This is a genomic window from Tateyamaria armeniaca (genome assembly GCF_045797845.1).
Classification (GTDB): domain Bacteria; phylum Pseudomonadota; class Alphaproteobacteria; order Rhodobacterales; family Rhodobacteraceae; genus Tateyamaria; species Tateyamaria armeniaca.
On sequence record NZ_JBHDIY010000002.1, the window covers coordinates 3884733 to 3908251 of the forward strand.

24 protein-coding genes and 1 pseudogene are annotated in these 23519 nt (G+C 61.0%); 3 read left to right on the forward strand and 22 right to left on the reverse strand.

All coding sequences use genetic code 11. The features are described 5' to 3' along the window. The 6 genes from ACERZ8_RS19715 to ACERZ8_RS19740 are packed head-to-tail and all read right to left on the reverse strand — an operon-like array spanning nucleotide 1 to nucleotide 5832. Nucleotides 1-1002, reverse strand: a complete 1002-nt coding sequence (locus ACERZ8_RS19715) for an endonuclease/exonuclease/phosphatase family protein (RefSeq protein WP_407593869.1) — start codon at nucleotides 1000-1002, stop codon at nucleotides 1-3. Next, nucleotides 1002-1682, reverse strand: coding sequence for a TerB family tellurite resistance protein (locus ACERZ8_RS19720; RefSeq protein WP_407593870.1), 681 nt, complete (start codon nucleotides 1680-1682; stop codon nucleotides 1002-1004). Before ACERZ8_RS19720 ends, ACERZ8_RS19715 begins: the two co-directional genes overlap by 1 nt. Nucleotides 1683-1734: 52 nt before the next feature. After that, nucleotides 1735-2196: a GNAT family N-acetyltransferase gene (locus ACERZ8_RS19725; protein ID WP_407593871.1), complete on the reverse strand. Its 462-nt coding sequence runs from the start codon at nucleotides 2194-2196 to the stop codon at nucleotides 1735-1737. Further along, the gene (locus tag ACERZ8_RS19730; RefSeq protein WP_407593873.1) at nucleotides 2193-2801 is read right to left on the reverse strand and encodes a VOC family protein; all 609 of its coding nucleotides are present in this window, start codon (nucleotides 2799-2801) and stop codon (nucleotides 2193-2195) included. The genes ACERZ8_RS19725 and ACERZ8_RS19730 overlap by 4 nt, the downstream gene beginning before the upstream one ends. Before the next feature lie 3 nt (nucleotides 2802-2804). Further along, a complete protein-coding gene (gene scpA, locus ACERZ8_RS19735; protein ID WP_407593874.1) occupies nucleotides 2805-4934 on the reverse strand; it encodes a methylmalonyl-CoA mutase in 2130 nt (709 codons plus the stop codon). Beyond that, nucleotides 4897-5832 carry a hypothetical protein gene (locus tag ACERZ8_RS19740; RefSeq protein ID WP_407593875.1) on the reverse strand — a complete coding sequence of 312 codons (936 nt, stop codon included), beginning with the start codon at nucleotides 5830-5832 and terminating at the stop codon, nucleotides 4897-4899. The genes scpA and ACERZ8_RS19740 overlap by 38 nt, the downstream gene beginning before the upstream one ends. 166 nt (nucleotides 5833-5998) lie before the next feature. Here ACERZ8_RS19740 and ACERZ8_RS19745 point away from each other — a divergent pair, with 166 nt between their 5' ends. Next, nucleotides 5999-6451: a DUF4174 domain-containing protein gene (locus tag ACERZ8_RS19745; protein ID WP_407593876.1), complete on the forward strand. Its 453-nt coding sequence runs from the start codon at nucleotides 5999-6001 to the stop codon at nucleotides 6449-6451. Between the two features lie 160 nt (nucleotides 6452-6611). Here the strand turns inward: ACERZ8_RS19745 and ACERZ8_RS19750 are convergent, their stop codons facing one another. The 11 genes from ACERZ8_RS19750 to ACERZ8_RS19800 all read right to left on the reverse strand — a co-directional run bounded on the left by ACERZ8_RS19750 (nucleotide 6612) and on the right by ACERZ8_RS19800 (nucleotide 14429). Beyond that, nucleotides 6612-7199, reverse strand: coding sequence for a hypothetical protein (locus ACERZ8_RS19750; protein ID WP_407593877.1), 588 nt, complete (start codon nucleotides 7197-7199; stop codon nucleotides 6612-6614). Continuing rightward, on the reverse strand, nucleotides 7196-9241 hold the full coding sequence (locus tag ACERZ8_RS19755) for an acetyl-CoA carboxylase biotin carboxylase subunit (protein ID WP_407593878.1): 2046 nt from the start codon (nucleotides 9239-9241) through the stop codon (nucleotides 7196-7198). The genes ACERZ8_RS19750 and ACERZ8_RS19755 overlap by 4 nt, the downstream gene beginning before the upstream one ends. Nucleotides 9242-9349: 108 nt before the next feature. Then, nucleotides 9350-9553, reverse strand: a complete 204-nt coding sequence (locus ACERZ8_RS19760) for a hypothetical protein (RefSeq protein ID WP_407593879.1) — start codon at nucleotides 9551-9553, stop codon at nucleotides 9350-9352. A 399-nt stretch (nucleotides 9554-9952) separates the two neighbouring features. Continuing rightward, entirely contained in the window at nucleotides 9953-10312 is a 360-nt protein-coding gene (locus tag ACERZ8_RS19765; protein ID WP_407593880.1) for a hypothetical protein, read from the reverse strand. Between the two features lie 57 nt (nucleotides 10313-10369). Further along, nucleotides 10370-10513, reverse strand: a complete 144-nt coding sequence (locus ACERZ8_RS19770; RefSeq protein ID WP_407593881.1) for a hypothetical protein — start codon at nucleotides 10511-10513, stop codon at nucleotides 10370-10372. Between the two features lie 190 nt (nucleotides 10514-10703). Beyond that, nucleotides 10704-11102: a DUF6497 family protein gene (locus ACERZ8_RS19775; RefSeq protein WP_407593882.1), complete on the reverse strand. Its 399-nt coding sequence runs from the start codon at nucleotides 11100-11102 to the stop codon at nucleotides 10704-10706. A gap of 83 nt (nucleotides 11103-11185) precedes the next feature. Continuing rightward, nucleotides 11186-11581 carry a cupin domain-containing protein gene (locus ACERZ8_RS19780; RefSeq protein WP_407593883.1) on the reverse strand — a complete coding sequence of 132 codons (396 nt, stop codon included), beginning with the start codon at nucleotides 11579-11581 and terminating at the stop codon, nucleotides 11186-11188. Then, complete coding sequence (locus tag ACERZ8_RS19785; RefSeq protein ID WP_407593884.1) at nucleotides 11578-11916, reverse strand: hypothetical protein; 339 nt, start codon at nucleotides 11914-11916, stop codon at nucleotides 11578-11580. The genes ACERZ8_RS19780 and ACERZ8_RS19785 overlap by 4 nt, the downstream gene beginning before the upstream one ends. Beyond that, nucleotides 11913-12305, reverse strand: coding sequence for a RidA family protein (locus tag ACERZ8_RS19790; RefSeq protein WP_407593885.1), 393 nt, complete (start codon nucleotides 12303-12305; stop codon nucleotides 11913-11915). The genes ACERZ8_RS19785 and ACERZ8_RS19790 overlap by 4 nt, the downstream gene beginning before the upstream one ends. An 87-nt stretch (nucleotides 12306-12392) precedes the next feature. After that, nucleotides 12393-12854, reverse strand: a complete 462-nt coding sequence (locus ACERZ8_RS19795) for a hypothetical protein (RefSeq protein WP_407593886.1) — start codon at nucleotides 12852-12854, stop codon at nucleotides 12393-12395. A gap of 42 nt (nucleotides 12855-12896) precedes the next feature. Then, the gene (locus ACERZ8_RS19800; protein ID WP_407593888.1) at nucleotides 12897-14429 is read right to left on the reverse strand and encodes an acyl-CoA carboxylase subunit beta; all 1533 of its coding nucleotides are present in this window, start codon (nucleotides 14427-14429) and stop codon (nucleotides 12897-12899) included. 180 nt (nucleotides 14430-14609) lie between these two features. Between ACERZ8_RS19800 and ACERZ8_RS19805 the strand changes: the two genes are divergently transcribed. Both ACERZ8_RS19805 and ACERZ8_RS19810 read left to right on the forward strand, forming a co-directional pair. Further along, complete coding sequence (locus tag ACERZ8_RS19805; RefSeq protein ID WP_407593890.1) at nucleotides 14610-15827, forward strand: multidrug effflux MFS transporter; 1218 nt, start codon at nucleotides 14610-14612, stop codon at nucleotides 15825-15827. Nucleotides 15828-15893: 66 nt separating this feature from the next. Then, nucleotides 15894-17293: pseudogene (locus ACERZ8_RS19810) on the forward strand (helix-turn-helix domain-containing protein). Here the strand turns inward: ACERZ8_RS19810 and ACERZ8_RS19815 are convergent. The 5 genes from ACERZ8_RS19815 to betI form a co-directional block, all read right to left on the reverse strand. After that, nucleotides 17290-17940: a thermonuclease family protein gene (locus ACERZ8_RS19815; RefSeq protein WP_407593892.1), complete on the reverse strand. Its 651-nt coding sequence runs from the start codon at nucleotides 17938-17940 to the stop codon at nucleotides 17290-17292. The pseudogene ACERZ8_RS19810 and the gene ACERZ8_RS19815 overlap by 4 nt on opposite strands. A 54-nt stretch (nucleotides 17941-17994) precedes the next feature. After that, on the reverse strand, nucleotides 17995-19644 hold the full coding sequence (betA, locus tag ACERZ8_RS19820; protein ID WP_407594323.1) for a choline dehydrogenase: 1650 nt from the start codon (nucleotides 19642-19644) through the stop codon (nucleotides 17995-17997). A gap of 249 nt (nucleotides 19645-19893) precedes the next feature. Next, nucleotides 19894-21351, reverse strand: coding sequence for a betaine-aldehyde dehydrogenase (gene betB / locus ACERZ8_RS19825; protein ID WP_407593893.1), 1458 nt, complete (start codon nucleotides 21349-21351; stop codon nucleotides 19894-19896). 38 nt (nucleotides 21352-21389) lie between these two features. Next, on the reverse strand, nucleotides 21390-22898 hold the full coding sequence (gene betC, locus ACERZ8_RS19830; protein WP_407593894.1) for a choline-sulfatase: 1509 nt from the start codon (nucleotides 22896-22898) through the stop codon (nucleotides 21390-21392). After that, complete coding sequence (gene betI, locus ACERZ8_RS19835) at nucleotides 22895-23470, reverse strand: choline-binding transcriptional repressor BetI (protein WP_407593895.1); 576 nt, start codon at nucleotides 23468-23470, stop codon at nucleotides 22895-22897. Before betI ends, betC begins: the two co-directional genes overlap by 4 nt. Nucleotides 23471-23519: the final 49 nt, after the last annotated feature.

A 23519-nucleotide genomic window follows, 5' to 3' on the forward strand; every position in this document is an offset into this window, starting at 1 on the left:
TCAAAGCGCAATATCCAAGGTGACGGGGAAATGATCGGACGCGGTGACAAGTGCATCGCGCAGCTCGGGCTTTGCCCAGCATTCCGGATCATCCAGCGGATGCCAGATGCGCCAGTGCCCGTCGCGCGCCGCCAGATCGGGCGACACCATGATGTAATCCAGCAACGCCTGCAAATACCGCTGCTCGGGTCTGATCCAGAAGCGGGCCGTGGTGGGCGTGGCCCCCAATCGACGCTGCAAGGCTGTGCGGGCGTGTGGGTCAAACAGCGAGCGATCGCCCTCACCCATTATGATCTCGACCGAAGAGCGACCAAAGAGGTGTTCATATTCATCAAGACCGGGACCATCGTTCAGATCGCCCATCAGGATCAGCGACGTGTTGTCTTCAAGATGCGCGGCGATCCGCGCCCTGAGCCAGATGGCCTGCGCCAGTTGCTTGCGCCGATTGGCAATCGAGATGCGCAACACCTCGTCCCGCGTCGTGGCGCCATAGGGCGCCTTTGATTTCAGATGCGCCCCGATCAGGCGAAACCGCGCACCCGCTGTCGTCTCAACCTCCAGTTCCAAAGGTGGTTTTGAGAACACCACGCGATCCTCGGTCGCGTCGATATCCAGATCGATGGCAAAGGCGCTGTCAAATTGCGGAGCACCCGCGTGCGTTTGCGGGTCGTGACGGACCGACATCACATCGGGATCAAACAGCAATGCGATCTCTTGCTGGGTGTCATTGGCAAAGCCGACGATGGCTTTGCGGGTGCGAAGGCCCGCATGATCCGCGAATTTCTCAAGCGCCTGCACCGTGCTGCGGGATCGGCTATCATCCGGCGCTTCGATAATCATCGCCGCATCAGCGTCAATTGCGCGAAACACCATCGACAACGCGGCAATCTGCTCAGCGCGGGTGATGTCGTGACGCCCGGACCATTCGCCATCATTCAGCAAGGCACCATTGTCACCAAACAGGCTGTTCATCCATTCAACATTGTAGGTCGCAAGGCGCATCAGCTATGCGCGCTCCGGATGTCTTCCCAGGCACGGTTGATGTCGATCATCCGCTTTTCAGCGAGGCGCACCGCCTCTTCGGGAACGCCGCGGGCCATCATCGCATCGGGGTGATTTTCGCGCACCAGCTTGCGCCAGACGGCGCGCATCGCCTCAAGGTCCATATCGGGTGTCACGCCCAAAACGGTGTAAGGGTCAGGCACGGCATCCGGCACGAAACGGGCACGCAAGGCACTGAATTCAGCGTCGGGAATGCCAAAAATATGGGCCACCTGCTCAAGAAAAGCATCCTCATCCGGGTGATAGAACCCATCCGCCATGGCGATGTGGAACAACCCCTCCAAAAGGTCAGCCAAGGTCTCGGGCTGCTCGGAGAACATGGAATGGATGCGCGTGGCATAGTCTTCGAACCCGGCCACGTCCTGACGGGCCAGGTTGAACACGCGGGCCGCGCCCGCCTCGTCCTGTGCGGCGATGTGAAAAACGTCGCGAAAGGCGGTGACTTCGTCCCGGGTCACTTGCCCGTCGGCCTTCGCCATCTTGGCCCCCAGCGCGATCACGGCAATGGCAAAAGCGACGCTGCGCTCGGGCGGGGCGCGCAAACGGTCGAAAATCGCCGTCAGCCCCTCGCCCGCGGACAAGGCGGCCAGCGCGTCGGATATGCGAGTCCAAAGTGACATGAGGCAATCTTATAAGCCAACACGCGGGCGCATGTTAGCCAAGAACGCGGTGCTAAAGCAGCTTTTGCATCAGGATCAGATCCAGCCATTGGCCATGCTTGCGCCCCACCTCAGGCATCTGCGCAACCCTATCGAAGCCCATCGCCGCGTGGAAGGCGACTGCACCGGGATTTGCACCGCTGATACCCGCGACCATAACGTGATGCCCCGCATCGCGCGCGTGATCCATCAGGGTCTGCATCAGCACCCGCCCCTGCCCGTGGCCCTGCGCCGCCGGGTCGATCAGGATCGTATGTTCCACCGTCGCAGCGTACCCGGGGCCCGAGCGAAACGGGCCATATGTGGCGAAACCGGCATCTTCGGGCAGCACCAGAATCGGGCGTGTCCGGATCATTTCTGAAACGTCAGCAACAGATTTGAGGTCGGTGGTGAAGGTATGAAGCGTCTCTGAAATCATCGCGTTCCAAAGTGCCGCGATCCAGCCAGCGTCCTGCGATGTCGCAGGCCGGATCACAGCGAGCGTTCGCCGTGGGGCGTGTCAAAGACTGCATGCATCGCAACCGGGCCAACCTCAAATCCGACGCGCGGATCGTTCAGGTGGGTCGTCAGGGCAGTCGCGAGAGTGTCAGCATCCGGATGGACAAGCGTCAGGCGTTTCAAACGCACACGGGTCGGCGTCAAGCGTGCGGCGGGGTGGGCACCGGGTGGCCATTCGATCAGCGCTGGCCACAGGTTGTCAAATGGTGTCGTGCCATCCTGTGACACCGCCATCCGCCACTTCAGCGACCCACGGGCCACGTCAACCGGTGCACCCACGCCCTCGGGCATCTGATCAAGATCGGCGGTCATATCCTCAACCGCGCAGGCCCAGTTGGACAGACGTGCCGGGCCAGAAAAGCGGTCAAGGTCATACCAGCGCGGGCGCTGCGGTTTTGGGGCGGCAGGATCGGGCGCGATGGCCTCAAGGTATATGCCATCTTCCAGCCCCATCAGCGCGTTGTGCGTGTGAAACACACTGTGCTGCCCGCCCGGTTGCATGGGCAGGCCCAGCGCGTTTTCGACGATTGCCTGCGCTTCGGCCAAGGTTTTGGCGCCGACGACAAGGTGGTCGAACAACATCGTCTAAGCCTCTGTTTCCCCGAGGATTGTCAAAATCTCCTGAGCGGCGGCAGGGATATTGGTGCCGGGCCCAAAGATCGCTTTGACCCCCGCATCATAAAGGAATTGATAGTCCTGCTGCGGGATCACACCGCCGCAAATCACGATGATGTCTTCGGCCCCGGCCTCCTTCAGCGCTTGCACCAGTTGCGGCGCCAGTGTCTTGTGCCCAGCGGCCTGAGACGAGATGCCAACCACGTGTACATCGTTGTCCACGGCGTCCTGCACCGCCTCGGCAGGGGTCTGGAACAACGGGCCCACATCGACGTCGAATCCGATATCGGCAAAGGCTGTCGCGATCACCTTGGCGCCACGATCATGCCCGTCCTGCCCCATTTTGACGACAAGCATGCGTGGGCGGCGGCCCTCGGCTTCGGCAAAAGCTTCAACCGATTTCTGAATGGCGGCGAACCCTTCGTCCCCTTCATATGCCGCGCCATAAACGCCGGCGAGGGTTTTGACCTCGGCCCGGTGACGCCCGAATATCTTTTCCATCGCCATGCTGATTTCTCCTACGGATGCCCGGGCGCGGGCGGCCTCAACCGCGAGTGCAAGCAGGTTGCCCTTGGCGGCGGCGCCCTCGCTAAGAGCGGACAGGGCCGCCTGACATGCGGCTTCATCGCGGCTGTTTTGGATGCGGTCGAGCCGCGCGATCTGCGCCTCGCGCACGGCGGCGTTGTCGATATCGAGAATGTCGATCGGGTCTTCCTTGCTCAGGCGGAACTTGTTCACACCGACGATCACCTCGTCCCCCTTGTCGATCAGCGCCTGCCGGGTGGCCGCCGCCTCTTCGATGCGCAGCTTGGGCATGCCGGACGCGACGGCCTTGGTCATGCCGCCCATCTCCTCGACTTCTTCGATCAGCTTCCACGCTTCTGTCGCAAGATCATGGGTCAGCTTTTCGACGTAGTAGCTGCCCGCCAGCGGGTCGACCACGTTCGTCACGCCCGTTTCGTTTTGCAGGATCAACTGCGTGTTGCGCGCGATGCGAGAGGAAAATTGTGTAGGTAAAGCAATGGCTTCATCAAAGGAGTTCGTGTGCAGCGATTGCGTTCCACCAAGTACGGCTGCCATCGCCTCATAGGCCGTACGGACCACGTTGTTGTATGGGTCCTGTTCCTGCAAGGACACGCCTGACGTCTGGCAATGCGTGCGCAGCATGGAGGATTTGGGGTTCTTCGGCTCAAATTCGGCCATGATCTTGTGCCAGAGCAAACGGGCCGCGCGCAGCTTGGCCGCTTCCATGAAAAAGTTCATGCCGATGGCAAAAAAGAAGCTGAGCCGCCCGGCAAAGGCGTCGACATCCATGCCTCGCGCTATCGCGGCGCGGACGTATTCGCGCCCGTCGGCAAGGGTAAAGGCCAGCTCTTGGACAAGGTTCGCCCCGGCCTCTTGCATGTGATAGCCCGAGATGCTGATCGAGTTGAATTTGGGCATCTCGGCAGACGTATATTCGATGATATCCGCGATGATCCGCATCGATGGTTCGGGCGGATAGATATAGGTGTTGCGCACCATGAATTCCTTGAGGATGTCGTTCTGGATAGTGCCCGACAAGGCGGCGCGATCGACCCCTTGTTCTTCGCCAGCGACGATGAAATTTGCAAGTATCGGAATAACTGCGCCATTCATCGTCATGGAAACGCTGACTTTTTCCAACGGAATGCCGTCGAACAGGATCTTCATGTCCTCGACAGAGTCGATGGCAACGCCTGCCTTGCCCACATCGCCCTGTACGCGGTCATGGTCACTGTCATACCCGCGATGCGTGGCCAGATCGAAGGCGACGGACACGCCCTGCTGACCAGCGTCCAGCGCGCGGCGGTAAAAGGCATTGGATTCTTCGGCCGTGGAAAAGCCCGCATATTGGCGGATGGTCCAGGGGCGACCGGCATACATCGTCGCCTTCACACCCCGGGTGAACGGGGCCTCCCCCGGAATGGTGCCCAGATGATCGACGACGTCCAGGTCCTCTTCGGTATAGACGGGGGCGACGTCGATCCCCTCAAGCGTCTTCCACGTCAGATCGTCCGGGCTTTTGCCGCGCAGTTCGCCTTCAGCGAGGCTGCGCCATGCGCCTTTCTTCGATGTCATGTCCTTGTCCTCTATGATGCGGACCGTGTGGCGGGGTTTTCCCCGCGCGTGTCTGGTCCAGTTCCTCTGTCAGTGTCGCCAACCCGTCTGCACCGGCCACAAGCCAGTGCATGTCGTCAGCATATGCTTCGCGCAGAGCTGCATGCCCGGCCCTGTCAAACGGGCTCCAGCGGGCGGGCCTGTTGGGCACGGCACCTGCATCTTCTCCGCGTTCTGTCAAAAGCGCGTGCAGTTGTGCGGCATTCGGGGCCCTGTTCAACCATTCGGGCGCGTTGTCGCGCGGTGCGGCGTGACCCGTGCAGGCGCTAAGCATCAGATCGGGGCGTCCCACCGAAACCTCGAACGGTATGACCTCAATCTGGGCGAGCGGTGCCGCGCAGGACACATCGGCAACCACATCGCGCCACGTGCGCGCGCCTTGTGCCACAGCAGCGCATCGGTCGGCATCCGGCAACGCGTGCCCGCGCCCCACCCCATAGGCAATCGCGGACGCCCAATAGTGATCAAGGCCACGCACAGACATCACGATCTTGTCGATGCGCTGATCAAAGGCGCATACGTAGCGGGACATGCGTTCGCCGATATCAGGATAAAGCCGCCCCTTGCGCAGGTTCAGCCGCACTGATCCCATCATGTTTTCGTCGCTGACCAGCAGCGTTTGGACGCCATTTGTCTGCGCCTTTTTCATCTGCAACAAAAGGCGCCCGCGCGCCCGGCGCGCCGCTTCAAGACCGAAGCCGGGTGTGGGCTGGATACCGGCAAACAGCCCTTTACGCGTGCGGGCGGGCCCCCAAAAGCCGACGCCGTCCTCGCGCAGATCACCCGCGTGCCGTCGCACATAGGATTGGAAGCTGGTTGTCGCGGTGCGATGTGCGCCGATGTGCAGAATGACTTTCATCTGTGCCCCTTTTGATGCCCTATGGGCCATATGGCGCGCTTTTGGCATACGCACGCGGGGCGAACGTGACATGAAGAGACTTGCAGAGCGATTAAAGCTAAAATTGATGTGACCAGCAGTCGCAATCGCGAAAAAGGCTGCTACATAACGGTCATCAGGAGAGCATATGAAACACGTACTACCCGTTGTTATTGCAGGACTTATGGGCGGATCACTGGCAGCCGCAGAAGGTGATATCCCACCCTCGGCCTCCATTTTTCTGGAGGGTGATGTGGAAGATTTGAGCCAATTTGTCTGGGAAAAGCGCCCCATCATCGTTTTCGCGGACAGTCCGAACGATTCCAGCTTTAGCCTGCAGATGGAATACCTGAATGCCCGGGTCGAAGATCTGGAAGAGCGGGACGTGGTTGTCCTGACCGATACGGACCCGTCAGTGCAAAGCGCATTGCGCACCAAACTGCGTCCGCGCGGCTTTATGATGGTGCTGATCGGCAAGGATGGCGGCGTCAAACTGCGCAAACCCTTCCCGTGGGATGTGCGGGAAATCAGCCGGACCATCGACAAAATGCCCATGCGACAACGTGAAATCCGCGAACGCCGTGCGAATGACGACAGTTGAACGGGCCGTTTACTCACCCTTAGCCTGACGGTGCTAGGGCTCGGGCAAACCTTGCGAAACGCCGCGCGCGCACGTATATTGACGACATCGAGAGGCGGCGCAGGCCGTCTGCATCTTTGAGGTACGGATATGGCTGATACGACCAAACGCTCTACCCCTATCACTGGCCGGAACGGGCCGAGCCCGGGCTACTGACATCCGGCGCGACACCCATTTCTCGCAGCGCCTGTAGGGCATAGGTCTTCGCACGCTGCTTCATCTGCAAATACTGAAAATATGATATCTCGCGACGGCGGCGGCTGTCCTCGTCCGTGCCTTTGACAAAGGGATCAAGGCGCGAATCCGCAATCTGCGCGTCAATCGCCTTGAGTTGCGAATAGTACTTCACAACAGGGTCAATCACCGTCTTTGGCAGGATGTGGATATTGGCCAGCACCGACTGGAACACCATGTCGTTGTCTTCGCTTGGCAGAAACGGCACATAGCCGTTCGCGATGCGCGGTTGCATCGCCTCCCACGCCGCATTCAGGTCCTCACCTTCCAGCACTTCGAGATAGTGCTTGATCTCGGCCACGATAGCTCGCTGCACATCGTCGCGCCGCTCGCGGCGCAGCCGACGCGCATCCGCGCGGTTTTGCGCGCCGTTCACGATCCAGCCCACGGCCACAAACAGGCCGGCCAGCACCGCCTGCCAGACCCGCGGGTCTATGGCTGAAATCCAGCCCTCTATGCCAGCCTCGCCACTCACTCAAATTCCAGAATGACTTCGTCGACGGCCAGACTGTCGCCTGCTCCGGCATTGACCTTGGACACAATGCCCTTGCGTTCAGCACGCAGGATGTTTTCCATCTTCATCGCCTCGATGGTGCACAGGGCCTGACCGACCTGAACCTCTTCGCCCGCCTCGACATGCAGCTTCACGACGAGTCCCGGCATCGGGCACAAGAGCAGCTTGGACGTGTCGGGCGGCGTTTTGACCGGCATCAGGCGCGCCAGTTCGGCCTGACGTGGCGTGCGCACGTGTACAACCATATCAGCACCGCGCGTGCGGATGCGAAAACCCCCCGAGACTTTGCCGACCTTGAGGACAAGCGGGGCATCATCGACCGTCATCAGCGCCAGTTGGTCACCGGGCGTCCAGTTGCCTGACACGCGCAGTGTCTTCCCATCCGCCAGACGCACCGTCGCCCCGGCGTGATCCGCATCGATGGTCACATAAATGGATTTGCCCTGCAGCGTGACGTTCCAATCCTCGCCCACCTTTCGCTCGTGATTGTCCATGCGGCCAGACACCCGCGCGCGGCGAATTTCGGCAACCCGGTGCATCGCGGCACAGGCGGCAGCGACGCGGGTCAGGTCGGCGTCTGGCAATGTGACCCCTTCGAACCCGTCGGGATATTCCTCGGCGATGAATGCGGTTGTCATGTCGCCCTTGATGAAAATCGGATGATCCATCACGGCACTGAGGAAGGGCAGATTGTGGCCGATCCCTTCCACCTCAAAGCTGTCGAGGGCCACGCGCATCGCCTCAATGGCGGTGGCGCGGTCCGGACCCCATGTGCAGAGCTTGGCGATCATCGGGTCGTAATACATGCTGATCTCGCCACCCTCGTACACGCCGGTGTCATTGCGCACCGCCGTCTCGCCCGAGGGCGCATCGCCCTGCCATTTGCCGGTCTCCAGCAATGGGCCTGCTGCCACCTCCATGGGCGGGCGGTAGCGGGTCAGGCGGCCGATGGAGGGCAGAAATCCGCGATACGGGTCTTCGGCATAAAGGCGGTTTTCGATGGCCCAACCGGTCAATGTCACATCGTCCTGCGTGATCGACAGTTTTTCGCCCGCCGCCACGCGGATCATCTGTTCAACCAGATCGACGCCGGTGATCAGCTCGGTCACCGGGTGTTCGACCTGCAAACGCGTGTTCATCTCAAGGAAATAAAAGTTCTTGGACCCATCCACGATGAATTCAACAGTACCAGCGCTGGCATAGCCCACGGCCTTGGCCAAAGCGACGGCCTGTTCGCCCATGGCCTTGCGGGTGGCCTCGTCCAGAAACGGGCTTGGGGCCTCTTCGACCACTTTCTGGTTGCGGCGTTGGATCGAACATTCGCGTTCGCCCAAGTAAATGCCGTTGCCATGGGCATCACAAAGCACCTGAATTTCGATGTGGCGGGGTTGGGTCACGAATTTCTCAATGAAAATGCGGTCATCGCCAAAGGAATTGGCCGCCTCGTTCTTGGAGGACTGAAACCCCTCGCGCGCTTCGTCATCGTTCCACGCGATGCGCATCCCCTTGCCGCCGCCACCCGCACTGGCCTTGAGCATCACGGGATAGCCGACCTCGTTGGAGATTTTCACAGCCTCCTCCGCATCGGCGATCAGACCCATGTATCCGGGCACCGTGCTCACACCTGCTTCCTTGGCGATCTTCTTTGAGGTGATCTTGTCCCCCATCTTTTCGATGGCGCCCACGGGCGGGCCGACAAAAGCGACACCGGCAGCATCCAGCGCCTCGGCGAATTTGGAGTTTTCCGACAGAAACCCGTATCCGGGGTGGACCGCCTGTGCGCCCGACGACGTGACCGCATCCATCACCTTGTCGATCACGATATAGGACTGGTTGGCGGGCGCGGGGCCGATATGGACGGCCTCATCCGCCATCTGAACGTGCAGGGCCTGTGCATCAGCATCGGAATAGATCGCGACAGTGGCAATTCCCATCTTGCGCGCGGATTTGATAACGCGGCAGGCGATTTCGCCCCGGTTGGCGATCAGAAGCTTTTTGAACATGGGGCCTCACTTGAGTTGGGTGGTGTGATACGCAAAACGCCGCCGTGCTGCGCAGCACGACGGCGTTTCAGGAATTTCTGTTCGGGTGACGCGCGCGGCGTCAGGGTGTCAGCAGTTGACGCTTTCCAGTTCGCAGGCCAGCACGTTGCCTGCAGCACCGATTGCAGCCCCGCCAACGACGCTTCCGCCTGTGACAGCACCGGCGCCTGCACCAACCGCTCCGCCGATGACGGCGCGCTCAGCAACTGTGTCACCGCAAGCCGCGAGGCCGAATGCTGCAACTGTCGCGAGTATAACTGGTTTGAATGGCATGATTTTTTTCCTTTGCTCGTGTTCGTTCTGAATAACGAAACACCCCGCAACGTCAAATGTTCCCGCGCCTCGCGCGGAAAATGCGCGCGGAGTTGCCGAGACGGGCAAAGAACCGCCTGTAGAGCGCAATGACGCCGATGCTGGAGAGTTGAGAGCGGGCGTGAGCCCGGAGAAAAAAGGTGGGCAGCAGGGTGTCCGAAGACATCTGCTGCCCACCAGGGGAAGGGGTACGGAAATGGTATTGGCCGACGGGGTTTTTCTGGGGAACCGCCGACACGATTCCACCGTTGCACGCGCCTGTCGATAGCGCAAAGCGCATTTTTGCCGCGCGGCGCCGATCAGCCAAGTTTCGCCATATCCGGGAATTTCTTGGCGGCTTTATGCTTATGGGTGTGTTGATCACCGCGCCCCCTCCCCGTCAAACGCATCCGGAAAAGACGCGCGTGCCACGGTCTCGTCGATGACCAGAAGGGCCTCGTAATCGGCAACATCAAAGGGGTCCGTGGCCGGGATCACCTCGCGCCCGAACAGCCATGACAGGCGGCCCGCATCCAGGTTGCCGCGCTCGAACGGCTCTGGCCCGAACTGCGCCCAAAGCGCTGCCATAAAGGCCGCATCAGCACGTTTGTCGGGCGGGCGGCGGTCGGAAAACCGCTCGCGCCGGGTCAGCGGAGTCACCCCTTTGGGGTTCGGACGTCGGATTGTGAACTGGAAATCTGTGCCGGACAGGCGCCCGGGAAAGCCGCGATGTTTCAGCATGTGCTGCCCCCCGCGGATAGGGGTGTCAGGGCGGGCTGTTGGGCCCGCCCTGCGAAATTACTTGAACTTGCCCGTGTGGACCGGTTCCTGGCTGATGGGCTCCGGATCAACCACAACGAATTCTTCGTTGTTGTTGCGGCCACATGCTGCGGCCAGAACCATGAGGCTAACCAAGCCCAACGCTTTGATGCTCTTCGACATCTGTCTCTCCTGTATTCAAAAATTGGACGCACCGACCGGCACGCCCCCTGCGAGGTAAGGCGATCTTGGGGATGCCTTATCCGCCATATACGGGAAATCGGGTTCAAAAGAAACGGTATCGCAACGAGTTGCGCGGGTTGTGGCCGCAATGCCGCAACACAAGCATGCGTCGGTGAATGCCCCAAACCCATCAGAATGCCTCCCAGATGCAGCGATCATCGGCGATCCTGAAGGCTTCGATAAACTGGGTGGCGTCGGCGTCGGCCTGCCCGAAAGGCACCGGGCGATCCATCAATGCAACGACAATCACATCCGGTGCCAAGTCGAATTCGACAACATAGGGACGGGCGACGGTGTCACACAGATGTTCAAAATCCGCCTCCGCCTGCGCATAGGTGACATCGCCATCGTCGCGCGCGATTTGCGGCGCCAGAAACCGGAACCGCAGCCAGCTTTCGGCATTCACCTCGTCAATCAACACTTCGTGCAAGGAAATCGCCTGACCGGACGGCACATCAATGGCCCATGCGGGCGTCGCCAAAGCAATGAGAAAAACGCAGCCCCGGACCCCGAACCGTTTCCGGAACAAGGCTCCTCCCTCCGGGGCTGCTGTGCGGGCGTATAACGGCCAACGCACTATCCTGTTCACCAACGTATGGGCGCGGCGAAAGTTCATTTTGCACCTTCATCCTGCGTTGTAAAGTCGGCAGGCGACGTGATTTCGACCAGTTCCATGTCGTCAGAATGGCGCACCTCGCGGTGTACGATGCCGGGGGGCTGCAACACGGACGACCCGGCGCGCAGGGTGTGTTCCCCCTGCCCCTCATACTCGAACACAACCCACCCTTTGGTGACATAGACCATCTGAAAATCGAGGTCATGACTGTGCCAGGTACCTGGGCTTTCCATGCCCGGAACGGCGCGGATCACATGTGCGCCGAACTTGCCTTGGGTCGCTTCCTTGATGCCCAGTTGACGGTATTCAAAGAAGGGGCGCAGGCCCGCACCCTCAAAGGTGCCGCTGTCCGCATGTGCGATGACAAAAGCCTGATTTTTCCAAGTGCTCATGACATGATCCCCGCGTTGCTGATCCAGCGGTCCCGTTTCGCGACATCGTTCAGCACCGCCTCTATCCGCGCTTCAACCTCGGCACTGACCTGCCCCATCGCCCGCCCACCGGCCGTAACGGTCCATCCGGCCCCATCTCGTTCCAACCTCACCACCGGCGAAAAGCCCCGCACATCCCTTAACGCGCGCCACAGATCCTGACGGATCTGATGGGCCAGCCGTGCGGGGCGCGCGGCAGGCAGGTGCGTGTGCGCAGCCACGTCAAAGCGCGGCGGCATATGACGGCACAGCGTGACGCCGCCCGCTTCTTCAAGGATATGCCAGCCCTTCCTCATGCCGGTCGCCGCGCGATGCAGTCGATTTCGACCAAGGCACCAACAGCCAGCGCAGTCACCCCAATGGTCGTGCGGGCGGGTCTGCGATCGGGTGGAAAATACGTCTGATAAGCCTCGTTGAATGCGGCATAGTCCCGCTCGAATTCGGTGAGATAGGCGCGGCATTGCAGCACGTGGGAGAGGTCGAGGCCGACGCCATTCAATACAATTTCGAGGTTGTTCATGACACGGCGCGTTTGTGCCTCAATGCCATCTGGCAAGGGGGCGTCTGGCGCGTCCGGGTCGGTGGGCATCTGACCGGTCAGGATCACCCAGCCGTCGGATTCCACGGCGTGCGAAAACGGCGCAACAGGGCGCGGGCCTTGCGAAAGCAGGTGGAAATCAGCCATGCGTCACCTCGCAGTCACACCGCCGTTCAATGGCGGTGTGCGGCGAATGCGCCAGCATAGTTCCAGCTTTCACACCCGCCCCCATCATCAGCCAAAGAACTTTACGCCGCGACACTGCGCACTGGAAAACCCGGGCTGCACAGCAACCTTCGCCTCTGCCTTGGGCACGTAGTTTCCGGGATTTTCGATGCGCGGCCAGATCAGGACCACGACAATGCGGTGATAACTCAGATCCGTCAGTTCGGCCTGCAAGGTGGGCAGGAACGTCCGGCAGATCGTCTTGATCCGATTGCCGGTCACCTGTCTGGACCCGTTATATTCACCGAACATCAACACTTCGATTTTGCCGGTTGCATTTTTGCGCACCGACGAACTGGCACCGTCATCACGCGTGCGGGTCGTCGTGATCTGTGATGTCCCCACTTCCTGCAAGCATCCATAGGACCCGTCGCCAAGGTCAAATGCCTGTTTGCCCCGACATTCGCGTTCCTGCTGCGCAGCGGCTGGCAGGGCCAGAAGTAGGGTGAAAATCAGAAAATATTTGTGCATTTGAACTCCGATACATTGGCTAAAGGATGAAAAAACAACGTGCTACAATGGGATGTTGTCGTGCTTTTTCCAGGGCGTCTGGACGTTCTTGGTGCGAAGAGACGCAAAGGCGCGTGCGACGCGCTTGCGGGTGCTGCGCGGCTGGATCACTTCGTCAATGAACCCACGTTCGGCGGCCACGAACGGATTGGCGAACCGGTCTTCGTAATTCTTCGTGTGCTGTGCGGTCTTTTCCGCATCACCCAGATCGGCGCGGTGGATGATCTCGGTCGCGCCCTTGGCCCCCATCACCGCAATCTCGGCCGTGGGCCAGGCATAGTTGAAATCGCCGCGCAGGTGCTTGGACGACATCACCACATAAGCCCCACCATAGGCCTTGCGCGTGATCACCGTCACCTTGGGCACCGTCGCCTCACCATAGGCAAACAGCAGCTTTGCCCCGTGTTTGATCACGCCGCCATATTCCTGCGTGGTGCCGGGCAGGAAACCGGGCACATCGATCAGCGTCAGGATCGGAATGTCAAAGCAGTCGCAGAAGCGGACGAACCGCGCCGCCTTGCGGGCACTGTCGATGTCCAGCACACCGGCCAGCACCATGGGCTGGTTGGCAACGACACCCACGGTCTGCCCCTCAAGGCGAATAAAGCCGGTGATGATGTTGCGCGCAAACTCCTCCTGCAGCTCGTAAAAATCGCCCTCATCGGCGAGTTTTTCGATCAGCTCCTTCATGTCGTAGGGTGTGTTGGGGTTGGACGGCACAAGCGTATCAAGGCTGGTCTCGCTACGCGCCGGATCATCAAAGAACGGGCGTACGGGCGGTTTCTGCCGGTTGTTGAGCGGCAGGAAGTCGATGAGGCGACGGGCCTCTGCCAGCGCCTCGACATCATTTTCGAACGCAGCATCCGCCACGCTGGACTTGCGGGTGTGGGTGCTGGCCCCGCCCAGCTCTTCGGCTGTCACGTGTTCATTGGTCACCGTCTTGACCACGTCCGGGCCGGTCACAAACATGTAAGAGCTGTCTTTGACCATGAAGATAAAGTCAGTCATCGCCGGGCTATAGACGGCACCACCCGCGCAGGGGCCCATGATCAGGCTGATCTGGGGGACCACACCGCTGGCGCGGATGTTGCGCTGGAACACTTCGCCGTATCCCGCAAGGCTGTCGACGCCTTCCTGAATGCGCGCACCGCCGGAATCGTTGATCCCGATGACCGGCGCGCCATTGTCCATCGCCATATCCATGATCTTGCAGATCTTGGAGGCATGTGTGGCCGACACCGATCCGCCCAGCACGGTAAAGTCCTGGCTGAACACGTAGACCATACGCCCATTGATGGTGCCCCATCCGGTCACGACCCCGTCGCCTGCGGGCTTTTGGTTTTCCATCCCGAAATCGGTGCAGCGATGGGTGACGAACATGTCGAACTCTTCGAACGATCCTTCGTCCAGCAACAGTTCGATGCGTTCGCGGGCTGTCAGCTTGCCACGCGCGTGCTGCGCATCGACACGCTTTTGTCCACCGCCCAGACGCGCATCCGCGCGCCGCGATTCCAATTCGGTCAGGATATCGTTCATGCTGTCCCCGCTGGTGATTTTGCAGCAGCATACAAGCGCGAAGGGGTATCGTGAATGGCCATTTGGAATATTTGCAAAGTCTTTTCATGAGCACTTCTGCAAACTGCTAATCTGCAAAGCACAGAGCACCGTGCAAAACTGCACTGGACAGTTCATTTAGCCCGTCCTAACTCCGGTGACATGGACAACCACCCCAAGGTCCGCTTTCTGGATCGCTCCACTCCGCCACATATTTCGACGCTGATCCTGCTGGCAGGCGTATCGGCCATGGTCATGAACATGTTCCTGCCCAGCCTGCCGAACATGACCGCCTATTTTGAAACAGATTACAGTGTCATGCAACTGTCCGTGGCGCTCTATCTTGCGATATCTGCCGTGATGCAGACGATCATCGGCCCGATCTCGGACAATATCGGGCGGCGCAAGGTGCTGATGTGGGGGATCGGCCTGTTCATGCTGGCAACGCTTGGATGCATCTATGCGCCCAATGCCGAAGTCTTTCTGGTCTTTCGCATGTGTCAGGCGGTCGTCGCGGTCGCCATGGTGCTCAGCCGCGCGGTGATCCGCGACCTTTATGATCAGGATCATTCGGCATCCATGATCGGCTATGTCACCATGGGCATGGCCGTCGTTCCGATGATCTCGCCCGGATTGGGTGGCCTAATGGACGAGGCGTTTGGCTGGAAATCTGTCTTCTGGTTCTTCTTTGCCACTGGCGGGCTGATGATGTGGCTGGTCTATGCCGACCTTGGCGAAACCGCGCAAAAATCCTCCAAAAGCCTGATCGGGCAATTCAAGGAATACCCCGAACTGCTCCGCTCGCCCCGGTTCTGGGGTTATTCGCTGGCAGCGGCATTCTGTTCGGGCTCCTTCTTTGCGTACCTTGGTGGTGCACCTTTTGTCGGCACCGAAGTGTTTGGCATGGGCCCGTCCGAGCTTGGCTTTTACTTTGGCGCACCCGCAGTCGGGTACTTTCTGGGCAACTTCCTGTCCGGGCGTTACGCGACCACATTCGGTGTGAACAGGTTGGTTCTGTGGGGCTGTATCGCCAATGCAGTCGGCACCTTCGTGTCTCTTGTGATCTTCTTGGCAGGCTTTGGCACACCGCTCAGCTTTTTCGGGATGATGACCTTTGTTGGCTTGGGCAACGGCCTTGTGATCCCCAACGCGACAGCAGGCATGTTGTCGGTACGCCCCCATCTGGCAGGCACCGCGTCGGGTCTGGGCGGGGCAATCATGATCGGGGGCGGTGCGGCCCTGTCCGCGCTTGCTGGGTTCCTGCTGACGCCGGACACTGGCGCATACCTCCTGTTGCTGATCATGTGCGCCACCGGCGTCTGTGCCTTGCTGGCCATCGCCGCAGTTTATCGCCGTGAACGACGCCTCGCCCTTGCCTAAGGGTTGCCCGCGCCGCTTTGCAAACCTAGCGTAGCGGCATTGCAAACCTGCAAAGGCGGGATTCAGATGGCCAGCCCCAAACTTTATGCCGGTGCCAAGCTGCGCGAGGTGCGCACGCGCGTCAGCCTGACCCAAAAGGACTTTGCCGCCAAGCTGGGCGTGTCCCTGCCCTACCTCAACCAAATGGAGAATAACAACCGACCCGTCAGCACGTCGGTTGTGCTGAGCTTGGCACAGGAATTCGGGCTGGACGTCACGGAACTGAGCGCGGGCGACGGGGCGCGTCTGGTCTCTGACATGCGCGAGGCGTTGGCCGACCCGGTCTTTGCCGCCGATATGCCCCCCTCGCCGATCTGCGCCTTGTGGCCTCCAACGCGCCCGCGCTGGCCCATGCGTTTCTGGATCTGCATCGAGCATACCGGCAAACCCATGAACGCCTTGCCTCTCTGGACGAGGCGTTGGGGCGCGAGGATGCACGCCTGCGCCCGTCCCCATGGGAGGAGGTGCGCGACTTTTTCCACTATTGCGACAACTACATCGATGCGGTCGACCGGGCCGCCGAACGGTTTGCCACCGCTGATGGCGGGCATGGCAACATCCGCGTCGCCGCCGTATCGACCCTCGCCAATGCAGGCGTCACAGTCAGTTTTGAAGACAGCGACACCTTGCGCCGCTATGACGCCGAGGCCGGCACGTTGGTCATCTCAACCCGCGCGGCCCATCAAAGCCAGACGTTCCAACTGCTTCTCCAGGTCGCTCTGGTGCGCCAGAACGCGCTGCTGGATGCGACGCTTGATCTTGCGCGGTTTCATTCGGACGAGGCGCGCGCCATCGCCAAAATCGGCCTTGCCAACTATTTCGCCGGGGCGGCCCTGATGCCCTACGCGCCGTTCCTTGAGGCTGCCCAGTCCACTCGACACGATCTGGAACAACTCGCCACCGGGTTCGGGGCGTCCATCGAACAGGTCTGCCATCGTCTGTCGACGTTGCAACGCCCGGGGGCCAAGGGCGTGCCGTTCTTTTTCGTCCGTGTCGATCAGGCAGGCACCATCACCAAACGCCATTCGGCCACACGGCTGCAATTTGCGCGTTTTGGCGGGGCCTGCCCGCTCTGGAACGTGCATCGGGCGTTCGAACAACCCGGCCAGTTCCTGCGCCAGCTTGCCGAAACGCCCGATGGCGCGCGCTATGTCAGTCTGGCCAGGGATGTGTCCAAAACCGGCGGGCGCTTTGGCGCGCCCGTGCGCCGTTATGCGATTGCGCTGGGATGCGAGGTCAAACATGCGCCGCACCTGGTGTTCGCTGACGGTCTGGACATCAGCCGGGACGCGGCATTCGAGCCTATCGGGATTTCCTGTCGCATCTGCGAGCGTAAGGAATGCCATCAGCGTTCGGTGCCGCCGCTGGAACGGCAATTGTCCGTCGATCCGGACCTGCGCGGCGTGTTGCCCTATGCGGTCCGCTAGCGACGGGCGGCCCGCCAGCCCGCGTCGCGGGCCTGCGCGCTTGAACAGAACCAACGCTCGCCCCGATCTGGGTTGATTCCAGTCTGTTCGTAAAACGCCTGACCGGGCACGTGAAAGATGTAGCCGTTTTTTGATATGTTGCCCTTGATCCGACAAGTCGGGTCGGGCGGGATGCGCCCCTTGGCACGGGTCTTGCGGAACTGTGCGGGCGACTGAACGCGAAACCCGTGCAGGCCGCGGTCGGCCACATAGGCCGACTTTTCATCCAGATCATAGTCCATTCCATAGCGACGATAGGCAAAGGCCCAGCCTTGGGCGACGATCTCCTGGCCGACGTCAACGCCATTTGCTTCACAGGTCGCCACAACGCGGCCATAACGGTCGGTATCGGTCTGAGTGCAGCGTGCATGCGCGCCCTCAAACCGGGCAGTGACCTGCGCACTGGCCCACTGCCCGCAGGCAAAGGCGATGCCGTGTTCTGTCTCGCACATCTGATCCTGTTCGGGAGCGTCGATGGCGTGCAGACGCACGCGGGTCTGGCCCACGTCGAACGTATCCGCATCAACGACGCGCACGTGACCCGCAACGTCCGCCCAAACGGGCAGGCTCGTGCAAATCAGAACAAGAAAAGAACAAAGTCTTAACATCCCCTTTACGTGGGGAAGCCGCGTTAGGAATTCAATCACATTTGTGCGGTGTGCTTAACGCTGCGATTTTTCCCACTCGGGGTGAATCCACGGCATATCGTTGCTGCGCGCCAGCGGGTCGCGGCCCAGAATATGATCGCTCATCTTTTCGCCGGTCATGATCGAGGGCGCGTTCAGGTTCCCATTTGTGATGCGCGGAAAGACGGAACTGTCCACGACCCGCAATGCATCAACTCCGATCACCCGGCCCTGCGGGTCCACCACCGCGTGCTTGTCATCGTGCCGCCCCATCCGGCAGGTGCCGCAAGGGTGATAGGCGCTCTCGGCATGTTCGCGGACGACATCGTCGAGGTCCGCATCGCTTTGGGCTGCGGCACCCGGTTGAATCTCATGCTTCACAAAGGGCTCAAAGGCGTCCTGCGCAAAAATTTCGCGCGTCAGGCGGATGCAGCGGCGGAAGTCATCCCAATCCTCATCGGTGCTCATGTAGTTGAAGCGGATCACCGGAGCGTCGCCCGGATCGGCAGAGCGCAACGTGACCGCCCCGCGCGAGGGCGAGCGCATCGGCCCGACATGGGCCTGAAACCCGTGCCCCTCGGCAGCCGTCTTGCCGTCATAGCGCACGGCAATGGGCAGGAAATGATACTGGATGTCGGGATAGGGCACGCCGGCCTGCGACCGGATAAAGGCGCAGCTTTCGAACTGGTTCGAGGCCCCAAGCCCCGTGCCGGTGAACAGCCATTGCGCCCCGATCACCGCCTTGGACGCCAGGTTCCAGTGTTTATAAAGTGTGATCGGCTGTTTGGAGGCCATCTGTATATACATCTCAAGATGGTCCTGCAGGTTGGCCCCGACACCGGGACGATCCGCCACCACGCCAATTCCGTGTTCGGCCAGATGCGCGGCGGGGCCGATGCCGGACAGCATGAGTATCTTGGGCGAATTGATCGACGAGGCGGCAAGGATCACCTCGCGCCGTGCCGTCACCACCTGCCCCCCGGCCAGTGCCACGCCAGTGGCGCGCCCGTCTTTCATCACCACACGCTCGACCAGACCCCGGATCAGATCGCAGTTGGCGTGCTTGAGTGCGGGGCGCAAATACGCGTTGGCCGCCGACCAGCGCCGCCCCTTGTAGACCGTCTGCTCGAAGGGGCCGAAGCCTTCCTGCTTCTCGCCGTTATAGTCATCAGTGACCTCGTAACCGGCCTGCCGCCCGGCCTCTACAAAGGCGTGAAACAGGGGGTTGGCACGCGGGCCGCGCATTACATGCAGCGGGCCATCCATGCCGCGCCAGCTTGGATCGCCACCGTGGCCCGCATCATTCCACGTTTCCATCCGTTTGAAATATGGCAGCACGTCCGCATAGGACCACCCATCGGCACCCGTTTCCGCCCAATGGTCAAAATCCATGGCATGTCCGCGCACGTAGACCATGCCGTTGATCGAGGATGACCCGCCAATGACCTTGCCGCGCGGACAGGCCAGGCGGCGGCCCCCCAGATGTGGCTCGGGCTCGGAACTGTAGCCCCAGTCGTAGCGCGCCATATTCATCGGATAAGACAGCGCGGCAGGCATCTGGATGAACGGGCCTGCATCCGTGCCGCCATGTTCGATCACCAGCACCGATTGGCCAGCCTCGGCCAGCCTATAGGCCACGGCGCAGCCCGCCGACCCGGCCCCAACAATTACGAAATCCGCTTCCATCATTCACCTCTTGGTGATTCCGCGGAGGGTCAAGGATGCGAAGCACCGCGCGCATGCGCGGCATGTCCTTGAGGCTCCGGGGAATCGCGTCTCACGATCGATAAGGTGACTTGAGGATCGAACCGATCCCTCAAGCACCTCTCAGTAAAAATCCTTCAAACCTAAAATTCCGCAGCGGTCGCCCCCTATGCCGCCCTTTTTCCGGAGCCCGGGGTGGGCGGGCGGGCGGGCTCCGGAAAAAGGGCCTGCTCAAAACGGGGCCTCAAGATCGCCCATGCGCACGTAGACCGACTTCAACTGGCTGTAATGCGCGATGGCGGCCTTTGAATTCTCACGGCCCACGCCGGACAGTTTTGAGCCGCCAAACGGCGCCTCGACCGGCGCATCGTTATAGGTGTTGATGTAACAGGTGCCCGCCTGAAACCCGGCCGCGACGCGATGCGCGCGGGCCAGATCACGGGTAAAGACGCCCGCAGCAAGGCCAAATTCGGTGTCATTGGCACGCGCCATCACCTCGTCTTCATCGTCGAAATCGAACACGGCCATGACCGGGCCAAAAATCTCTTCGCGCGCGATGGTCATGTCGTCGGTGACGTCTGCAAAGACGGTGGGTTCGATGAAAAATCCATCCTTCGCCAAACGCTTACCGCCATAGACCAGCCGCGCCCCTTCTTCTTGTCCATTCGCGATGTAACCCTCGACAATGCCAAGCTGACGCTCTGACACCATCGGGCCAAAAGACGTCGCCGGGTCCTGTGGGTCGCCGATCACAGCGCCCTTCAAGCGTTCAGCCAAGCGGGTCAGGAACGCCTCCTTGATCCCGGACTGCACAAACACGCGCGTTCCGTTCGAACAGACCTGCCCGGAGGAATAGAAGTTGCCAAGGATCGCGCCGGACACCGCGTTTTCGACATCCGCGTCGTCAAAGACGATCATCGGGGATTTGCCGCCAAGCTCCATCGTGACGTGCTTGATGCCCGCCGCTGCCGCGGCATAAACTTTGCGCCCCGTCGGGACCGACCCGGTGAGCGACACCTTGTCCACCCGGTCATCCGCCACCAGTGCGGCCCCGACGTCCCCAAGGCCCTGAATGACGTTGTAGACACCTGCAGGCGCGCCCGCTTCGTGCAGGATTTCAGCCACCTTGAGGGCACAGAGCGGCGTGGTTTCAGACGGTTTGAACACCATCGTGTTGCCACAGGCCAGTGCCGGCGCGCCCTTCCAACTGGCGATCTGGGTGGGGTAGTTCCACGCGCCGATCCCGACACAGACGCCAAGGGGTTCGCGGCGGGTATAGACCCAGTCCTCGCCCAGCTGGATATGCTCACCCGTGAGCGTCGCCGCCATACCGCCGAAATACTCCAATGCGTCCGCCCCGCTGGTCGCATCCACGACAGAGGTTTCCTGATAGGGCTTGCCCGTGTCGTAGGTTTCGAGCACCGACAGGTCGTGGTTGCGATCGCGCATAATGTCGGCAGCGCGGCGCAGGATGCGGCCCCGTTCGGTGCCTGTCATCGCGGCCCACGCAGCTTGGGCGTTGCGCGCCGCACGCAGCGCCTGATCGATGATCGCAGGCGTCGCGGAATAGACCCGCCCAATCACGGCGCCGGTCGCGGGATAGATGACGTCGATGGGCATGCCGGTGTCATCCTCGACATAAGCGCCATTGATGAAATGGCTGGCAGTGGGTTGGGTTGGATAGGTCATGTACGCCTCCGGCGGTGGTATTTCTGGTCAGAAGAAGATCATTCGCCGCGCGGGAAACGCTGGTTTTCTTCGACGGTGTTGAGGTCCATGTGATTGCGCATGTATTGCTCTGACGCTTTTTGCAGGGGCTGGTAATCCCACGGGTAGTACCCTCCTTGCCGCAGTGCCTCGTAGACCACCCAGCGCCGTGCCTGGCTGGCGCGCACATCTGCGTCGTAGCGCTCAAGATCCCACCGCGCTTCGGACTTTGCGCGCAGTTGATCGAGCGTGCCCCGATGTTCGGGGACCTCGGCGAGGTTGGTCAGCTCATGCGGATCAGCCTCAAGATCGAACAGTTGATCGGGGTCGAGCGCGCAGCGGTTGTACTTCCACTTGCCATAGCGCAGCGACACCATCGGGGCGTACGACCCTTCGGCGGCGTATTCCATGGCAACCGGTTCGGTCCGCGCAACGCCCTGCCCTTGCGGCACGAGGCTTTGGCCGGTAGTCCACGCGGCCACTTCGGACATGTCGACACCGGCCAGATCACACAGCGTGGGGCACACATCGATATTGCTGACCGGATCGGTGACCAGCCCGGGCGTCATATCGGGGCTTGAGATCATCATCGGCACGCGCGCGGACCCTTCAAAGAAGGACATCTTGAACCACAGCCCCCGCTCGCCCAGCATATCGCCATGGTCAGAGACAAAGAGGATGATCGCCTCTTGCCGCGTGGCTTCCAGCGCCTCCATCACTTCGCCGATCTTGTCATCGAGGTAAGAGATGTTGGCAAAATAGGCGCGGCGCGAGCGGCGCACGTCTTCTTCCGTGATGTCAAAGCTACGCCAGTCGTTGGCGTCAAAGATGCGTTTGGAATGGGGGTCCTGATCCTCGTAAGGAATGGGGCCAACCGTCGGCATCAGGTGGTCGCAATCCTCATAGAGATCCCAGTATTTCTTGCGCGCCACATAGGGGTCATGTGGGTGCGTAAAGCTCACCGTCAGGCACCATGGCCGGTCATCATGCCCTCGTGCCAGATCATAGACTTTGCGCGTCGCGTAATAGGCAACCGCATCGTCATATTCCATCTGGTTCGAAATCTCGGCCACGCCCGCGCCCGTGACCGACCCCATGTTGTGATACCACCAGTCGATCCGCTCGCCCGGTTTGCGGTAATCCGGCGTCCAGCCGAAATCAGCGGGGTAAATGTCGGTGGTCAGCCGTTCCTCGAACCCGTGCATCTGGTCGGGACCGACAAAGTGCATCTTGCCGGACAGGCAGGTCTGGTAGCCCGCGCGGCGCAGGTGGTGGGCGTAGGTGGGGATGGAGGACGCGAATTCGGCCGCATTGTCATAGACCCCGGTGACAAAGGGTAGTTGGCCGGACATGAACGCCGCCCGCCCTGGCGCGCACAGCGGCGACGCGGTGTAGCAATTGGCAAAGCGGGTCGACCGGGCAGCCAGTTTCTTGAGGTTGGGTGCATGCAACCAGTCGGCAGGCCCGTCCGGGAACAAAGTGCCGTTCAACTGGTCGACCATGAAGATCAGGATGTTGGGCGTGCTCATTGCTTTGGTCCAATCAGGGTATCAAGGGCACGCTGTGCCGTGGCGCGCGCCTGCTCGACCGTGCCATCGGGCGACAGGGCCGCGCGCAGGTAAAGCCCGTCGATCAACGCGCCCAGCATCTCGGCATGCCCGCGCGGGTCCGCACTCAGTGGGCGCAGGGCGTGGGTCAGATTGCTGCGCAAACGCCGCTGATAGAGGTGCAGCAGACGGTGCGTTTCAGGATGGGTGGTGGCCTGCGCATAAAGCGTCATCCAGGCACTGACCGTGGCAGGGGCAAAGCAGGAGGGCGCGAAACTGGCGGCAATCAGCGCTTCGGCGCGCCCTCGGGCCGTGTGGGCCTGTCGCAAGCCCGCCACCACCTCGACCCCGAAGTCGCGCAAGATCTGGCGCATCGCGGCAAGGAATATCTGGTCTTTGCCACCAAAGTAGTGGTGCGCGAGGGCGGTGGACATGCCTGCCCGCTTGGCGATCTGCCCGACAGTGACATCCAGTGACCCGGCTGCCCCGATCTCGGCAATTGTGGCCTCGACCAGTGCGGCGCGCCGGATCGGCTGCATTCCCAGTTTTGGCACATCTGCCCCCTCGCTTTACATCGCTGCAAAACGTGGCGGTTTTTTATTG

Bases quoted from the DNA above. Each gene is read 5' to 3' on its own strand.
- ACERZ8_RS19740 (WP_407593875.1), bottom strand. From the start codon at position 5,832: ATGAAAGTCATTCTGCACATCGGCGCACATCGCACCGCGACAACCAGC.
- betC (WP_407593894.1), bottom strand. From the start codon at position 22,898: ATGAGCACGCCCAACATCCTGATCTTCATGGTCGACCAGTTGAACGGC.
- ACERZ8_RS19720 (WP_407593870.1), bottom strand. From the start codon at position 1,682: ATGTCACTTTGGACTCGCATATCCGACGCGCTGGCCGCCTTGTCCGCG.
- ACERZ8_RS19760 (WP_407593879.1), bottom strand. From the start codon at position 9,553: ATGCCATTCAAACCAGTTATACTCGCGACAGTTGCAGCATTCGGCCTC.
- ACERZ8_RS19745 (WP_407593876.1), top strand. From the start codon at position 5,999: ATGAAACACGTACTACCCGTTGTTATTGCAGGACTTATGGGCGGATCA.
- ACERZ8_RS19730 (WP_407593873.1), bottom strand. From the start codon at position 2,801: ATGTTGTTCGACCACCTTGTCGTCGGCGCCAAAACCTTGGCCGAAGCG.
- ACERZ8_RS19790 (WP_407593885.1), bottom strand. From the start codon at position 12,305: ATGGCTGATTTCCACCTGCTTTCGCAAGGCCCGCGCCCTGTTGCGCCG.
- ACERZ8_RS19800 (WP_407593888.1), bottom strand. From the start codon at position 14,429: ATGAACGATATCCTGACCGAATTGGAATCGCGGCGCGCGGATGCGCGT.
- scpA (WP_407593874.1), bottom strand. From the start codon at position 4,934: ATGACATCGAAGAAAGGCGCATGGCGCAGCCTCGCTGAAGGCGAACTG.
- ACERZ8_RS19770 (WP_407593881.1), bottom strand. From the start codon at position 10,513: ATGTCGAAGAGCATCAAAGCGTTGGGCTTGGTTAGCCTCATGGTTCTG.
- ACERZ8_RS19715 (WP_407593869.1), bottom strand. From the start codon at position 1,002: ATGCGCCTTGCGACCTACAATGTTGAATGGATGAACAGCCTGTTTGGT.
- betA (WP_407594323.1), bottom strand. From the start codon at position 19,644: ATGGAAGCGGATTTCGTAATTGTTGGGGCCGGGTCGGCGGGCTGCGCC.
- ACERZ8_RS19755 (WP_407593878.1), bottom strand. From the start codon at position 9,241: ATGTTCAAAAAGCTTCTGATCGCCAACCGGGGCGAAATCGCCTGCCGC.
- ACERZ8_RS19805 (WP_407593890.1), top strand. From the start codon at position 14,610: ATGGACAACCACCCCAAGGTCCGCTTTCTGGATCGCTCCACTCCGCCA.
- ACERZ8_RS19780 (WP_407593883.1), bottom strand. From the start codon at position 11,581: ATGAGCACTTGGAAAAATCAGGCTTTTGTCATCGCACATGCGGACAGC.
- ACERZ8_RS19765 (WP_407593880.1), bottom strand. From the start codon at position 10,312: ATGCTGAAACATCGCGGCTTTCCCGGGCGCCTGTCCGGCACAGATTTC.
- ACERZ8_RS19785 (WP_407593884.1), bottom strand. From the start codon at position 11,916: ATGAGGAAGGGCTGGCATATCCTTGAAGAAGCGGGCGGCGTCACGCTG.
- ACERZ8_RS19795 (WP_407593886.1), bottom strand. From the start codon at position 12,854: ATGCACAAATATTTTCTGATTTTCACCCTACTTCTGGCCCTGCCAGCC.
- ACERZ8_RS19815 (WP_407593892.1), bottom strand. From the start codon at position 17,940: ATGTTAAGACTTTGTTCTTTTCTTGTTCTGATTTGCACGAGCCTGCCC.
- betB (WP_407593893.1), bottom strand. From the start codon at position 21,351: ATGACCTATCCAACCCAACCCACTGCCAGCCATTTCATCAATGGCGCT.